Annotated in this window: 14 protein-coding genes and 2 tRNA genes; 7 read left to right on the top strand and 9 right to left on the bottom strand. The window is 46.8% G+C overall.

The annotated features are described in order from the left end of the window. The first annotated feature begins 25 nt into the window (after nucleotides 1-25). Nucleotides 26-784 carry a hypothetical protein gene (locus tag PBAL39_RS06430; protein ID WP_157273931.1) on the top strand — a complete coding sequence of 253 codons (759 nt, stop codon included), beginning with the start codon at nucleotides 26-28 and terminating at the stop codon, nucleotides 782-784. A gap of 61 nt (nucleotides 785-845) precedes the next feature. Here the strand turns inward: PBAL39_RS06430 and PBAL39_RS06425 are convergent. The 4 genes from PBAL39_RS06425 to PBAL39_RS06410 form a co-directional block, all read right to left on the bottom strand. Beyond that, a tRNA-Val gene (locus PBAL39_RS06425) sits at nucleotides 846-920 on the bottom strand. Nucleotides 921-957: 37 nt separating this feature from the next. Then, a tRNA-Val gene (locus tag PBAL39_RS06420) sits at nucleotides 958-1,035 on the bottom strand. Nucleotides 1,036-1,164: 129 nt separating this feature from the next. After that, nucleotides 1,165-1,890, bottom strand: coding sequence for a DNA repair protein RecO (recO, locus tag PBAL39_RS06415; RefSeq protein WP_008239546.1), 726 nt, complete (start codon nucleotides 1,888-1,890; stop codon nucleotides 1,165-1,167). Then, entirely contained in the window at nucleotides 1,880-2,236 is a 357-nt protein-coding gene (locus PBAL39_RS06410) for a diacylglycerol kinase family protein (protein ID WP_008239544.1), read from the bottom strand. Before PBAL39_RS06410 ends, recO begins: the two co-directional genes overlap by 11 nt. Nucleotides 2,237-2,543: 307 nt before the next feature. Between PBAL39_RS06410 and PBAL39_RS06405 the strand changes: the two genes are divergently transcribed. Both PBAL39_RS06405 and rlmF read left to right on the top strand, forming a co-directional pair. After that, complete coding sequence (locus tag PBAL39_RS06405; RefSeq protein ID WP_008239543.1) at nucleotides 2,544-3,296, top strand: SDR family NAD(P)-dependent oxidoreductase; 753 nt, start codon at nucleotides 2,544-2,546, stop codon at nucleotides 3,294-3,296. Between the two features lie 111 nt (nucleotides 3,297-3,407). After that, nucleotides 3,408-4,358 carry a 23S rRNA (adenine(1618)-N(6))-methyltransferase RlmF gene (rlmF, locus tag PBAL39_RS06400; protein WP_008239540.1) on the top strand — a complete coding sequence of 317 codons (951 nt, stop codon included), beginning with the start codon at nucleotides 3,408-3,410 and terminating at the stop codon, nucleotides 4,356-4,358. A gap of 32 nt (nucleotides 4,359-4,390) precedes the next feature. Here the strand turns inward: rlmF and PBAL39_RS06395 are convergent, their stop codons facing one another. The 3 genes from PBAL39_RS06395 to PBAL39_RS06385 form a co-directional block, all read right to left on the bottom strand. After that, entirely contained in the window at nucleotides 4,391-4,699 is a 309-nt protein-coding gene (locus tag PBAL39_RS06395; protein WP_008239538.1) for a hypothetical protein, read from the bottom strand. Nucleotides 4,700-4,717: 18 nt separating this feature from the next. Beyond that, nucleotides 4,718-6,004, bottom strand: a complete 1,287-nt coding sequence (locus tag PBAL39_RS06390; protein WP_039866206.1) for a DUF2130 domain-containing protein — start codon at nucleotides 6,002-6,004, stop codon at nucleotides 4,718-4,720. Between the two features lie 120 nt (nucleotides 6,005-6,124). Continuing rightward, on the bottom strand, nucleotides 6,125-6,805 hold the full coding sequence (locus PBAL39_RS06385) for a metal-dependent transcriptional regulator (protein WP_008239531.1): 681 nt from the start codon (nucleotides 6,803-6,805) through the stop codon (nucleotides 6,125-6,127). 201 nt (nucleotides 6,806-7,006) lie between these two features. On the opposite strand from PBAL39_RS06385, the gene PBAL39_RS06380 reads away from it, so the two are divergent. Together PBAL39_RS06380 and PBAL39_RS06375 are read left to right on the top strand one after the other, a co-directional pair. Then, nucleotides 7,007-9,253 carry a TonB-dependent receptor gene (locus PBAL39_RS06380; RefSeq protein WP_198139785.1) on the top strand — a complete coding sequence of 749 codons (2,247 nt, stop codon included), beginning with the start codon at nucleotides 7,007-7,009 and terminating at the stop codon, nucleotides 9,251-9,253. 23 nt (nucleotides 9,254-9,276) lie between these two features. After that, on the top strand, nucleotides 9,277-10,419 hold the full coding sequence (locus PBAL39_RS06375) for a putative sensor domain DACNV-containing protein (RefSeq protein ID WP_008239528.1): 1,143 nt from the start codon (nucleotides 9,277-9,279) through the stop codon (nucleotides 10,417-10,419). 27 nt (nucleotides 10,420-10,446) lie between these two features. On the opposite strand, the gene PBAL39_RS25550 is transcribed toward PBAL39_RS06375, so the two are convergent. Next, nucleotides 10,447-10,620, bottom strand: a complete 174-nt coding sequence (locus tag PBAL39_RS25550; protein ID WP_008239526.1) for a hypothetical protein — start codon at nucleotides 10,618-10,620, stop codon at nucleotides 10,447-10,449. A 364-nt stretch (nucleotides 10,621-10,984) separates the two neighbouring features. Between PBAL39_RS25550 and PBAL39_RS06370 the strand changes: the two genes are divergently transcribed. Further along, on the top strand, nucleotides 10,985-11,362 hold the full coding sequence (locus PBAL39_RS06370; protein ID WP_008239525.1) for a PadR family transcriptional regulator: 378 nt from the start codon (nucleotides 10,985-10,987) through the stop codon (nucleotides 11,360-11,362). A 10-nt stretch (nucleotides 11,363-11,372) separates the two neighbouring features. Further along, entirely contained in the window at nucleotides 11,373-12,923 is a 1,551-nt protein-coding gene (locus tag PBAL39_RS06365) for a PspC domain-containing protein (RefSeq protein ID WP_008239524.1), read from the top strand. A gap of 42 nt (nucleotides 12,924-12,965) precedes the next feature. Here PBAL39_RS06365 and PBAL39_RS06360 read toward each other — a convergent pair. Beyond that, the coding region (locus tag PBAL39_RS06360; protein ID WP_008239523.1) for a carboxypeptidase-like regulatory domain-containing protein at nucleotides 12,966-14,326 on the bottom strand (1,361 nt) is incomplete at its 5' end.

The raw sequence follows: 14,326 nt of genomic DNA, 5'->3' as shown, positions 1-14,326 counted from the left end.
AGTGCTATTTTATAAATAAATCATTATGAAGAAAAAACTATTACTCTTTATACTATCATTAACTATCGTGACCTCTGCATGTAAGAAAGCAGAACAAATGTCTGCTGTCTCATTTGGTAAGATCGAAATTGTGAACAGAACGATTGCTGGTCCCGACAGCATCATTACCAGACTTAACGGAAAGGACCTCCTTCCGGGATTTGCGAGAATAGGAGGTGAAAATATTCAACTGCTGCCAGAAAAGGAATACAAGCTTCAATTCTATAAAGCAAGCAGGCCGGATTCCTTATTGCAGGAAACTACAGTTAAAATTGAAAGCAATACCACGAAGTCTATTACCTTATTTAGTGTGGATATGGCAGATCCTGTGAAAATCATTACCCCGCCGGCGGATGTGCCGGCCCCGGAATTGAATGAGGTGAAGATCAGCATTGCCAACTTTGCGACCAACCTTCCTGAACACCTTGATATTGAAGTTATGCAACAGACTACTTCCAGGAGGCCTTTTAGGTATGTGACCGCCGGATTGATTGAAAATGTAGGACGGAATGAACTTAATAACGGTTTTTCTCCATATGTGACCCTGCCGGTTGCTATAAATACAACTACCGGACAGCCTACCTACGATTATATGCTGGTACTTAAAAACAGGGACACCGGCGAAATTTTCCTGGTGGAAGCTCCCCTGGGTAGTGCCGGAATGATTAGCGCTGCTGAAGAAAACAGGGTGTTGAGAGCTTACCTTGTGGGAGACGGTCAGGGTGTTTATCCAGGACAGTTCTAAAACATCATTTAAAATCCTGATGGATATAAAAAAAGACCACCTGAAGGGGTGGTCTTTTTTGTGGGAGATACTGGGTTCGAACCAGTGACCCCCTGCTTGTAAGGCAGGTGCTCTGAACCAGCTGAGCTAATCTCCCTTTGGTTCCCTCTATGTATTCAGCCGAGGCAGGCTGTTGGTGGGAGATACTGGGTTCGAACCAGTGACCCCCTGCTTGTAAGGCAGGTGCTCTGAACCAGCTGAGCTAATCTCCCCTTTAGTTCATACTCTATTTGTTGATCCAACCGGCTGAGTAAGCCGTAAAACCCGTTCGAAGGTCCCTTCGATTTGGGATTGCAAATATACACCCTTAAATCATTTTTGCAAAAAATTTTTTAGCTTTTTTAGGAAAGTACATCTTCCAGGATTTGGTGCGACTTGATTTCGCCAAAAGAGGCGGTGTGTAAGGTGTAGTAAACCAGTATTTTATCAAGGACAGATCTCCTGGTTCTGTTGCCCAGTTTTATTTCAGATATTTTTTCAAAAGGCGTTGCAAAAAGGGAAATGAAGACTTCCGCATCGCTTTTATCAATGAAATGCGCGTGTATGGGCGGGTGGGATTTAAACTCCCCTTCCTGAAGGTCGAAGTAACTCTGGTCGCTTTTTGTCTGTGTGCTTGGTGCGAAACCGAGGAACCGGGTCAGCTTCAGCAGAAAGGCCAGGTGAAAATTATGTTGCTGTTCGTTGGTTTCATCAAACCAGCAGATGGCACTGAAGATGAAATCAAAGAGGTGTTCATCTGTAGTTTGCTGTCGGATGCTCTTATACAGCACCTCGTTGAGGAACATGGCAATGGTACTCTTGATGATGTCATAGGGGATGCTGCGGAATACCGGAGAGGGTCTGAGCTCCGATACGCGCTGGATATTGGTGTTGGCCTTGTGGTAAACAATCATATCGACCAGGTGCAGCGGCTGCAGCATGTTCATATGGATCTTCGCTTTTGGCTTTTTGACGCCGTTGATCATGTACGATTGGATGCCAAGTTTCTCCGTGAAAATCTGCACAATCACACTGCTCTCGCTGTATAAGGTGGTCTTGAGTACGATGCCCCTGGTTTTATGTAGCATGGCAGAATTTTGGGATGAAGATCAACAGGCCGATCACAACGGCAGTAATGGCGGCGACCAGTACGGCGCCCGCAGCGAGGTCTTTGATGATGCCTGCCTTAACATGGTACTGTGGGGACACAAGATCTACAAGAACCTCCAGTGCGGTGTTGATCAGTTCGGTCACGATGACCAGCCCGGAGGCCATACAAATCCACAGCCATTCGTTGGCATTAAGTCCCGTACAGCATCCCAATATCAGCACCGCAATCAATGCAATGCAGTGTACCCTAAAGTTCAGCTGGGTTTTAAACCCATAACGTAGACCCAATATGGCATATCCGAAACTCTTGAAAAATCTTAACATCCTCTGTGCTGTTGAATCAATATATTAGTTGTCGTGTCAAACCAACATTGCATTGCTGAACCCGGTAAAAGGCTAACAATAGTACAAAAACCCGTTAGTATTAAACCAATATCTGTTTTGTTGAACCAATATGCAAATTAACGCAGGGTGATTGGATTATACAATCTTTTATTTTGGGCCTTAGGTCTATCCCTCCGGTCCGGCAGTGATAGTCAGATTTGACAATCAGGAAACAAACTCCCGGAGGCTTGATTTGTTATATAGGTGTTTAAACATCAGTTAACGAAAAAACTCAATTATAGTCATTATGGCAAGTTTAGAAAATAAAGTAGCGTTGGTTACCGGCGCCGGATCAGGTATAGGAAAAGCAATTGCATTAACTTTTGCCGCTGAAGGAGCGAAAGTTGTGGTTTCAGACATCAATGAAGAGGGTGGAAATGCAGTTGTCGAAGAAATCAAAAGCAACGGTGGTACGGCTTTATTCGTGAAAGCAGATACCTCAAAACCTGAAGACAATGAGAAGCTGGTGGAGCATGCCGTACAGGGCTTCGGTGGACTGCACATTGCAGTGAACAATGCAGGTATTGGTGGCCCTGCAGCGCTGGCTGGGGATTATCCGCTGGATGGATGGGACAAAGTCATTGAAATTAACCTTTCAGGAGTTTTCTATGGTCTTCGGTACCAGATCCCGGCATTGCTGAGAAGTGGTGGTGGCAGCATCATCAACATGGCTTCCATCCTGGGCCAGGTAGGTACAAAGCTGTCGCCGGCTTATGTTGCTGCGAAACATGGTGTAGTCGGACTTACCAAAGCGGCCGCATTGGGTTATGCAGATCAGAAAATAAGGATCAACGCAGTAGGTCCTGGTTACATTCATACCCCTCTGGTGGAGAAAAGCCTGACGCCGGAGCAGCTTGACGGCCTGGTATCTTTACATCCAATCGGACGTCTTGGAGAATCGCAGGAAATTGCTGAGCTGGCACTTTGGCTTGCCTCAGACAAAGCTTCTTTCGTTACCGGCGCCTATTATGCTGCCGATGGCGGTTATCTGGCACAGTAATGCTTATCTTTGCCGGCGTAGCGTTTTATACACCCGAATAACAAATGCGCTAAAACCGATGCTCAGCACTTTTTATAGCTGGCCATCGGTTTTGGTGTTATCAGATCAGATATGTCAGCAGAGAAGCAAATTTTACATCCCAGAAATCAACACCGTTCCAGATACGATTTTCCGGAACTCATCCGCAGTCTCCCGGCGCTGAAGGATTTTGTCAGAGAAAACCAATATGGAGACCTGTCTGTCGACTTTGCGGATCCTGCGGCAGTAAAATCGCTGAACAAAGCGTTACTAAAATACTTCTATCAGATTGACCATTGGGATATTCCCGCCGGTTACTTGTGTCCGCCGATTCCGGGAAGGGCAGACTATATACATTATATTGCTGATCTGCTTGCTGATGCAAATGGCGGCGATCTTCCCCGAGGGAAAAATATCAAAGGGCTTGATGTGGGGATTGGTGCCAATTGTATCTATCCGATCATCGGCCACCAGGAATATGGCTGGGAGTTTACAGGTTCGGAAATTGATCCGGTGGCGGTAAAGGCTGCTGCGAATATTGCTGCGGTTAACCCAGCATTGAAAGCTGCTGTTGTCATCCGCCAGCAGCAGAGCAAAGGACAGATCTTCAAAGGCATCATTCATAAAGAAGAATATTTTGATTTCACCATGTGTAATCCGCCCTTCCATGCTTCAGCGCAGGAAGCATTGGCCGGTACGCAACGTAAAGTGAGGAACCTGGGTAAGCAAAAAGGGCCTTCGCCGGTACTGAACTTTGGTGGGAAAAATGCAGAGCTCTGGGTGGAAGGGGGCGAGGTCGGATTCATCCGCCGGATGATTGAGGAGAGTGCCCTGTTCGGAAAACAATGTTTCTGCTTCAGCACGCTCGTGTCCAAAAGCGCAAACCTCTCCTTTATCTACGCTGCATTGGAGCGGGTTGGTGTCCAGACGGTGAGAACGGTAGAGATGGCCCAGGGACAGAAAGTCAGCCGCTTTGTGGCCTGGACGTTTTTAACGCCGCCTGAGCAGCAGGATTGGGCGCAACGTCGCTGGAAAAAGAAATAGACGGTCCTGAACACCTGAGAAAAGCATGCCGCTCAAAAATCAATGAGCAGTCTTGCTTTTTTGTTTTTATAGCTGCCCAGGGGCTCTTCTGTACTGAAATGTTTGAAATAAAGTGGGTCGCTTTCCTTAAAGCGCTTCTTCAGCATGCAGTACAGATGAAGGCATTTGATCCAGTTTAATGCCGATATTTTATCTTTCCAGAGCTCGGGGTAGAGGAATATCTCCTGTCCGGAAATTCGGATCAGGTTTTTCTCCTCCAGGGCCATCACATTGGCGATGATTTTTGCCGTCTGTGCAGCAGTATTTTTGCTTTGCTGTACTTTCTTATTTGCGTAGATCATGGATGGGTTAAAAAAACATTATTCCAGTAATAGCGCATCATCCTCGTCGTCGGTAAGGCTGAGCTGTATGCTGTCTGTTCCGGCGATGCCTTCGATGGAACCACGGATGTGTGCTGCGTTGAGCATCACTTTCTCCAGCTGTTTTTCTCTTGCTTTCCACAGTTTCTCCATGGCATCACGCTCGCGCTGGATGGAGAGCTTCATGCTCATGAAACCTTCACGGATGGCTTTCCATTGTTCCGAAAACTCGTTGCTGGTCAGGTAGTCATACAGCATATGCATTTTGTCGCCTCTGTTTTCCTGCGATTTGGCGGCGCTGAACAACTTCATGATCCCATCTCTGAGGATGTAGGAAACTGCTTTCACTTCGTCAAAAGAGCAGATCCATACGCCATCTTTTTCCCCGAAGCAGTCCATTCCCTTAGGATAGGCCTGGGTGACGATCACAGCTACATCCACGCCCATGCTCCTCATATCTTTCTTTAACTTCTCTATCCATTCCATGGAGAAGTCCTTGGTGCGTTTGCTTTCGTAGATGATCTTGCCACAGTCCTGCCCAAACTGGTTTCTGATGTGGTGTACACAGTCGGCACCACGGACGCCCTTGCCTACTTCTGTCACCAGGTCAAATGGGAAGGCGTTCCTAAGGAGCTCTTCAAGGATGAGTTCCTGTACCTCACCCTGCAGCTGCATCGATCCCTGCTCTGCCTTACGTTTCATCTCCTCGGCAAGTTTCTTCTGGTCATCAAGCTGTTTCTCCAGTTCTTTGACGCGCAGCTGGTGTTCTGTATCTTTCAGGTTGCTTTTTTCGGCTTCCTGTTTCCTGATCTGTTCCACCATCTCCTCACGCTGGCTTTGCAGCTTACGCTGGATTTCCAGTTCCATTTCGGCTTCCTTCTCTTTCATGGCCTTTTCCTTCATCAGGAAGTCCATTTCCTTGCTGCGGGCAAGTTTCAGCTTTTCCTCATTCTCCTTGTTGGCATTGTCGAGTAGCTGGAGTTTATGTTCAAAATCACCGGTTATGGTTTTGCGCAGGTTTTCCTCCAGGGCGGTCTGTAACTGTTTTTTTTCTTCGGCAAGCTGCTGCTCAAACTTTCGTGCCTGCTGCTGGTGCTGCTCTTCAAATGTCTGTTCCTTCAGCTTTTGCTGCTGGGTCAGTTCCTGGAGTTTCTTATGGTATTCTTCATCTTTCTGTTTGGTGAAAGAAACCATCTTTTCCCGCAGGTCTTTTTTATATTCCTCTGCCATGACTTCCTCAATCGGGAAGGAATGGGCGCAGTTAGGGCATTTAATTTCTGTTGACATATCTTAGGGATATAAACGGTGCTCACAAATTTACGACTATCTCATTAGAAAACCGGATGCGTTGCCGGACAAATTGGCTCCTGTTGCCAAGGTTGGGCAGCATGCGGTGCAAATGCTGGCTTAAACCGTTACGGAGGTCTTTTTCTTTACGAAAAGACTTTCGGCAAACTTCATGGATACATTGCGAGGGTCTGAGCTGGCAATCTGTATGTTCATCGAACCATCAAAGTCGACCACCTCCATCACTTTAACGAGCGTTCCGATGGTGACCTGTAACTTTTCGAGGTACTGGAGGAAAACGGTAGAGGTATCCTTAACGGCAACTACCTGGCAGCTTTCGCCTGCCTTGACATCCGTCAGCAATACCTTGTCCACTGTCGGTAGCTCACCATTTGCTCTTGGTATAGGATCACCATGTGGGTCAAACTCGGGAAAATCAAGGAACTCTTCCAGTTTGTTAACCAGTTTGGGCGACTGGATGTGCTCCAGCTGTTCGGCTACCTCGTGCACTTCGTCCCAGCTGAAGTCCAGCTTCTCATAGAGAAAAGTTTCCCATAAGCGGTGTTTTCTGAGGATCGCAATGCCTTTGGCACGACCTAACTCTGTGAGCAGGATCTTGCCATATTTTTTATAGGTAACCAGCTCTTTCTCCTTCAGCTTTTTCAGCATATCCGTAGCTGTTGCAGGCTTTACACCCAGGTAGGCCGCCATTTCATTGGTGCCCGCTTCTGGTTTCTCTTCATTTTGAAAGCTCAGTTTCAGTAAAGCCTTTAAATAGTTTTCTTCGGTATGAGATAGCATGCAGCAAATATAAAAGAATAAATATCATATTATATTTGTTAGACTAGTCTAACTTTTATATCATTGCATTATATTTAAAAGTTAGTGTCATCTAACTTATTTTAGTCAACACACCTTATTGTTTATTTTGCTATCAGTTTGAAAATCTTATATCTCAGAAAATCAATTATGAAAATCAGTTCTGCGTTTGTATCGGTCGTTATGTTTCTAGTTTTATGCGGGGCCGGATTAAAGGCACAGGAGCGCAGCCTAAAAGGGAAAGTCTCCGCTGCCGGCCTGGCCTTGCAGGGAGTAAATGTCATGATTCAGGGTACCGAGCTGAAAACAACAACGGACAGCAGTGGAATTTATCTGATTTCAGGCGTTCCTGCAGGACTTATAAGGGTTCAGGCAACAGCGGTGGGTTACAGGAAGGTGGTCCGGAGCCTGACAATGGTGGAGGGAACAGGACAGGAGATGGATTTTGACCTCAGCAATTTTCAGAATGACCTGAATGAGGTGGTCGTAACCGGGACGCTTAAAGAGGTGAAGCGGATGGAAAGCCCTGTTCCGGTAGAGGTCTATACACCGGCATTTTTCCGTAAGAATCCCACACCCAGTATTTTTGATGCATTGCAGAATGTAAACGGTGTACGTCCCCAGCTGAACTGCAACATTTGTAATACTGGTGACATCCACATCAATGGGCTGGAAGGTCCCTACACTATGGTGATGATTGACGGGATGCCAATTGTAAGCAGTTTATCGACCGTTTACGGCCTTTCGGGAATTCCCAATTCACTGGTGGAACAGATTGAGATTGTCAAAGGCCCGGCATCATCGCTGTATGGCAGTGAAGCTGTTGGCGGACTGATCAACATCATTACTAAAAAACCACAAAATGCACCACTGCTGTCGGCCGACATTTTTGGAACCACCTACCAGGAGCTCAACACGGACCTGGGTTTAAAAACAAAGGTGGGAACAGCAACAGCGCTGACAGGCCTGAATTATTTTAAATATGGGCACATCGTCGACAATAACCATGATCATTTTACCGATGTGACGCTACAGGACCGGATCTCCGTTTTTCAGAAATGGAACTTCCAGCGTAAGGACAACCGTATTTTTACCATTGCCGGCAGATACTTGTATGAAGACCGCTGGGGCGGAGAAACGAACTGGAACAAATCCTACCGCGGAGGAGATGAGGTGTATGGGGAAAGCATCTATACCAAACGCTGGGAGATCATTGGAAATTACCAGCTGCCGGTTAAGGAAAAGTTCTTATTTTCTTTTTCATACAATGACCATGATCAGGATAGCCGATATGGCAATACCTCCTATATTGCTTCACAGCGTGTGGCCTTTGGTCAGCTGACCTGGGACAAAAAAGCCGGCAGACATGACCTGTTGCTGGGTGCCGCGCTCAGACACACCTATTATGACGACAATACAGCTGCAACAGCACTGAACAATCCTGCGAAAAACATCTGGCTGCCTGGCGTTTTTATCCAGGATGAAATTACATTGGCACCAAAGCATAAGTTTCTGGCTGGTTTCCGCTATGACTACAATTCCCTTCATGGGAATATCCTGACACCGCGCTTTGCTTATAAATGGAGCATCAGTGAAAATGACATCCTTCGTTTAAATGCAGGAACGGGATTCCGCGTAGTGAACATCTTTACCGAAGACCATGCGGCACTGACGGGTGCCAGGGAGGTCGTGATCAGGAACGAGCTTAAACCGGAGAAAACTTACAATGTAAACCTGAACTACCTCAAGAAAATTTATACCGGCGACGGAACATTTATTGGGGTAGAAAGTTCGGCCTTTTATACCTATTTCAATAACCGCATCATCGGGGATTACGATGTAGATCCGAACCAGATTGTCTATGATAACCTGGATGGGCATGCGGTGAGCAAGGGGCTGAGCACGAACATCGACCTCACCTTCCGGAATGGACTGAAATTTATACTTGGCGCTACTTACCAGGATGTAGCTAGTTATGAAGGAGGGATAAAAATGCAGCAAATCCTGACGGAGAAGTTCTCCGGCAACTGGGCGGTATCCTACAAAATTAAAAAGCTGAACCTGGGCATTGACTATACGGGAAACGTATATAGCCCGATGCGCCTGCCGCTGCTGGGCCCTCTCGACCCAAGGAAGGAATACTCTTCGACCTGGAGCATTCAGAACATCCAGTTTACCTATGGCGGGTTCAAAAATATTGAGCTGTACGGGGGTGTGAAGAACCTGCTGAACTGGACGCCGAACAAGGGCAATCCATTTATCATCGCCGGCGCGAACGATCCCTTTGATAAGCAGGTGGAGTACAACGAAAACGGCTCTGTAAAGTCAACCGCAGGTAATCCTTTTGCGCTGACCTTTGATCCTAATTATGTATACGGCCCTAACCAGAACGTCAGAGGATTTTTTGGACTCAGGTATACCATAAAATAGCATGAATAGCTTAACTTTATGGCATGATCTACCAGTCGACCTATCAGGCAGCCGGCGTTATTGCCCCTCAAGTTGAAGCTATTTTTGCGGCGCACCTTGCCGCAGCGAAGGCAAGTGGGGAGGACGACCTGGCACCGCTGCCTACGGCAGATGTGGTGGAGGCGATTGTAGATGTGACCTTCTGGGCAAGTCTCCGCAAGGAAGAGGGGCATTCACCGAAGATCTCGCTGGCTTTTCTGCCCCCTGCACAGGCAGGTAATCCGCTGATGTTCAAATACCGTCTTCCGCTAACACCGGGGGTGCTGACAAAAATTGCACCGGGTATAGAACGTGCAGGGATCCATCTGGGCGTCTGGATGGAAGAAGAAGAGCTTTTCATCTGGGGAACAACAGTAAGCATCCCGAACTTCTGTTTTGTGGTAGATGTTTCCGAACCAGCTTTGCTGGTGATCAAGCACCGTAGGATCTATGGCTTTGGAAAATTCACCAATGTGGCAGTGTTGAAGGGAGACCAGGTGAAGATGGTGGATAACCACAGCATCAGGAAGTCAGATTGCCCGCCAATGCTGCTGTCGCTGCTTGATCTTACCGCACCTTCCTATTGGAATGACGCGGTCAATGTCATGATCCAGCTTGCGGTTTCCATGCGTGCGCATGGCCGTGGTGGCACCTTGCTGATTGTTCCTTCGGCACATAACCAATGGTTACAATCGATCATCAAACCCATACAATACGCAATTCAGCCTGCCTTTTCAGGGCTTTCCAAGTTATTGCAGCAGGACCGGAAGGAAGCCAGCCAGATCTTCTGGCAGACGGCTTTAAAACGGGAAGTAGACCATCTGGCGGGACTCACCGCAGTAGATGGGGCAACCATCATCAGCAGTACTTATGAATTACTGGCCTTTGGGGCCAAGATCGGGAGGGCCAAAGGAAAAGAAAATATTGATGAACTGTCGTTCTCAGAGCCGATTACAGGTGGCGATGCAGGAGTGATGCATCCAACGAAGGTTGGCGGAACAAGGCACCTCTCTGCTGCTCAGTTTGTGCACGATCAACGTGATGCTACGGCACTAGTGGCCTCTCAGGACGGACATTTTACGATATATACCTGGTCTGAACTGCAGGGCAGGGTGCAGGCCCATCGCATCGACACTTTATTGTTGTAAGGGTCTTTCGATCTGAAGGAGAATCGTTTAAGACATTTGGGTGTAGGAGAAAAGCACAGCGCCAACAATTACAGCAATGAAAAGCAACATCATGACCACACGGTCAGCTTTGATCCAGTCTTGCCTACTGAGGGACTTTGCTTTTTTCTCTTCCTTTTGCCTGGCAAAAATCTGAGAGATGGAGTATGATTTACTTAACATAGGTCGTGTTTTGTGAATGCAGTTGACAGAATACAAAGCCTGCGCCAAAGCTATTTTTTGATGTTAAAATGTTAATAACTTTCGTTTGTTGTTAATTCTCATTTACAATTCTTTCTTTTTCGTTCATTTACAATGTGTTAGTGTAGTCTTGTGATCACTCGCCTTATGGGCATTGAAGGGAAAAAAGGACGTCTGTTTTTACGTTGCCGTTGGCGAAATCTCGCTTTTTTACGAACATATTGTCGAGCTAGGACAAGATGTAATCAAAATTATTAGTCTATTAATCAGTGTGTTGTGTTGGACTTTTGTTTTTATACAGTACTATGTATTGCATATTACTATATAAAACATATAACTTTGTGATATGATAGCAGAGAATACACAAACGCAAATGCGAAAGGGCATCCTGGAATATTGTGTGCTTTTGGTGATCTCCCGTGGGGAGATCTACGCTTCGGATATCATTTCCGAATTAAAGTCTGCCAGGCTGTTGGTGGTGGAGGGTACCTTGTATCCTTTGCTGACGCGACTGAAGAACAACGGTTTACTGGCTTACAACTGGGTGGAGTCGACCTCGGGTCCTCCCCGGAAGTATTACGTACTGACCGAGGAGGGGACTGCCATTCTCGGGCAGCTGGACAATACCTGGAATGAGCTGGCTTATGCCATTGATACCTCCAGAAAAGGCGCGAAGATGAACGACAGCATTAAAATTAACCTTGATAAAAAATCTGACCTCTAACGCAAGACAAATGAAAAAGACATTAAATATAAATATTGGCAATTCCATCATCCATCTGGAGGAAGATGCTTATGAATTGCTGAAAGGTTACCTCAATGAGGTGAAGCAGCATTTTTCAAAAAATGCAGATGATTTTGAGATCGTGACAGACATAGAGAACCGTATTGCAGAGTTGTTTGCAGAGATGCTGCAAGTGCAGCAGAAGCAGGTGATTGGTGTGGAGGACGTACAGGCAATGATGCTTCAGATGGGATCTGTAAGTGATTTTGAAAATTCCGAAGCCGATGAGTCGACAGTAGAGGATTACGTGGCTGCTGCAGGTTACGATCAGGTGAAGAAATTATACCGGGATACAGACCAGGCGATGATCGCTGGTGTCTGCGCCGGATTTGGCCATTACCTGGATCTTGATATCCGTTGGGTAAGGGTGCTGGCATTGCTTTCCTTCCTTCTGGGCGGATCGGGAGTGGTGGCCTATCTGGTGATGTGGATTGTGATCCCAAAAGCCGAGAGCAGGGCCGAAAAGATGGCAATGTATGGGGAGACACCAAACCTGAAAGGTTTTGCGAACAGTCACCTGAACCCGCTATTTAGGCAGTCACGGGGCTTTATCGCAGAGCTGATGGTTTTTCTGGGTAATATTTTTCAGAAGTCGTCAAGGTTTGTTTTTAAAGCCATTGCCGCAGCGATCGTGATTTTCGGTTCAATGCTGCTGTTATTTCTGATCGGCTGTCTGGCGGCATTCATGGGCTTCTGGGATGCGAGTATCTACAGTTATTTCCCACTCAGCATTGTGAACGAAGATTACATGGTCAGCCTGACGATTGCCGTATTTCTGAGCTTCGCCGTACCATTGCTGGCATTGATCCTTTTTTCCATTCGCGTGGTCTTCAATACCCGTGCGGTTCATAAGATGCTGTCTTTCGGTTTGCTGGTCGTATGGCTTGGAGCGCTGGTAGTGGGGATATTTTTCATTGCCAAAATCTCTTCTGAGTTTAAGGAAAGTGCGGAATTTACCCAGGTAGTGCCTGTTACTGATAAGATTGAGTACTACCTGACCGTAGACCGCAGTCGCTTTTTTACAAAGGCCGACAGCCTGCAGTACAGTATTGATCCGGCAAACTATAAAGGTCGTAAGATCCTGAATGAGATGAACGGGCCCTTTGCGCAGCCAAGGAATGTGAAACTGCGGATAGAGAAAAGTGAAAAAATGCAGGCTTCGCTCAGTCAGAACTATTTTGCCAAGGGTAAGACATTTGAACAAGCCCTGAAGGCTGCGCAGCGGACACACTACGACTTTGTACAGAAGGACTCCTTGCTTATATTCAGTCCGACGCTGCAGATCCTGGATAAGGGAAACTGGAGGGATCAGGAAGTGGAGCTGGTGCTAAAGGTGCCGGTGGGGCTTAACGTATTCATCAGTAAAGATTTTGACCGTTATATCCGCGGTGACAATTTTTGGGACTGTGAAAGTGACGATAACAAACAATATACGCAATGGGTGATGACCGAGGAAGGACTTAAGTGTGTGAAGGAAGATCATGATCATGAACCAGAGTAGATGAGGTGACCTTCCTTCGCATACCTAATGTTTAGGCGCAATTTATTTTACAGTATAGCGATAGACAAAGCGGCTTACATTGCCGTCTTTGTCTATTCCTTCAATGACCGCTTTGTAAGTTCCTTTTCCATCGGCGTTGTAATATTCGAGTGTTAGCGGAGCACCAGCAGTGGTCATGACCTTAGGGTTCCAGTAAATGGTACTTCTCAGGTCGTTGAAGTTATAGGTATTTGCAGGATTCACATATTTAGGCATGTAGAACTCTCTTTGTTTGGCAAAACCCTTAGGCGTGAATTTCAGCATATTGTCTTTCGGCAGCATCTTTTTCAGGTCTGCCAGGCTGATGGTGGTCTTTTCGATTTTCTTGGTATTGACGACGAGCACACCATTGGTATTATACATCCTGTTAACGGTACCGAGGTCGTCTTTAGTGAACACCTCTACGGACTCTACTTCCGAAGGCTGCACGCTGAGCAGGCCGAAATAGTCGATAGGCATACCATTCAGGAAGATCTGTACGGGCACTCTGCTGCCCGCCTGGTAGTCACGTGAAACATAAAAATTATTCTCAAAGAAGGTTAAACCCATGGCCATGGTCTGCAGACAAAGGGCGACGGAGTTACAGTCTTTCAGTCGGTCGCCTTCAATCACTGTGGAGTTGATGGAGCTCAGTCCGGAGAGGGCAGGGTGATCTGCGTGACTAGGTCTCTTCGCTTTTGCACCTTCAATCTTTACCTCTTTCAATGTACGCAGGTAGCTGTACTGTCTTTTACTATTGTTCAGGTAGGCAGACATCGTACTGTCAATGTTGACCACTTCTTCTTGTGGATGCGGGTTTTTAGCGATGAGTGGTAGTGGTGCAGGGTCCAGCATGATCATCAGGTTGGAGGCATTGGTTCCGTATTTCGCGTTGATGACGGCTTCTGTAGAGTCAGGAAGAGCAAGGTTGGTAAATGCAAATACTCCCGAAGGGCTGGTGATTGCTTCTGCGGAAATGGTAGTGCCAGGGACAGTGAGGCGCAAGGCACCTTTCCTTACCGGCATTCCCGTACGGTCTCTGAGGGTGCCCGTTACGCGCATGTCCTGCTCAGGCATAAAGGCTACCTGCGGGAACTTATCAGCAAGGATATCCTTGTAGTTGAAACGTCTGTAACCTTGCGTGATCAGCAACTCGTCAAGCGCCGCCAGTTTCTTGTCGTCCGTTTTGTTAAAATAATAATTGGGCTTCTCAATGTATCCCTGCAGGTCAGAGCTGAGCAGTAGGGAGCTTAAAATGGTCGTTTCATTGTCTTCATTCACAGGTACTTTCTGTTCATCCGTTACCGACACGGAGTAGCTGCCTTCGATGGCTGCGGCTGCGTCTTTAGGGGTTACCGTAAGTTTTACCTTCTGGCGTGGTTTGT

Origin of the sequence: Pedobacter sp. BAL39 (assembly GCF_000170795.1) — a bacterium.
Taxonomy (GTDB): Bacteria; Bacteroidota; Bacteroidia; order Sphingobacteriales; family Sphingobacteriaceae; genus Pedobacter.
The sequence above is the reverse complement of the archived record's forward strand: the minus strand, read 5'-3'. Positions and strand labels throughout refer to the sequence as shown.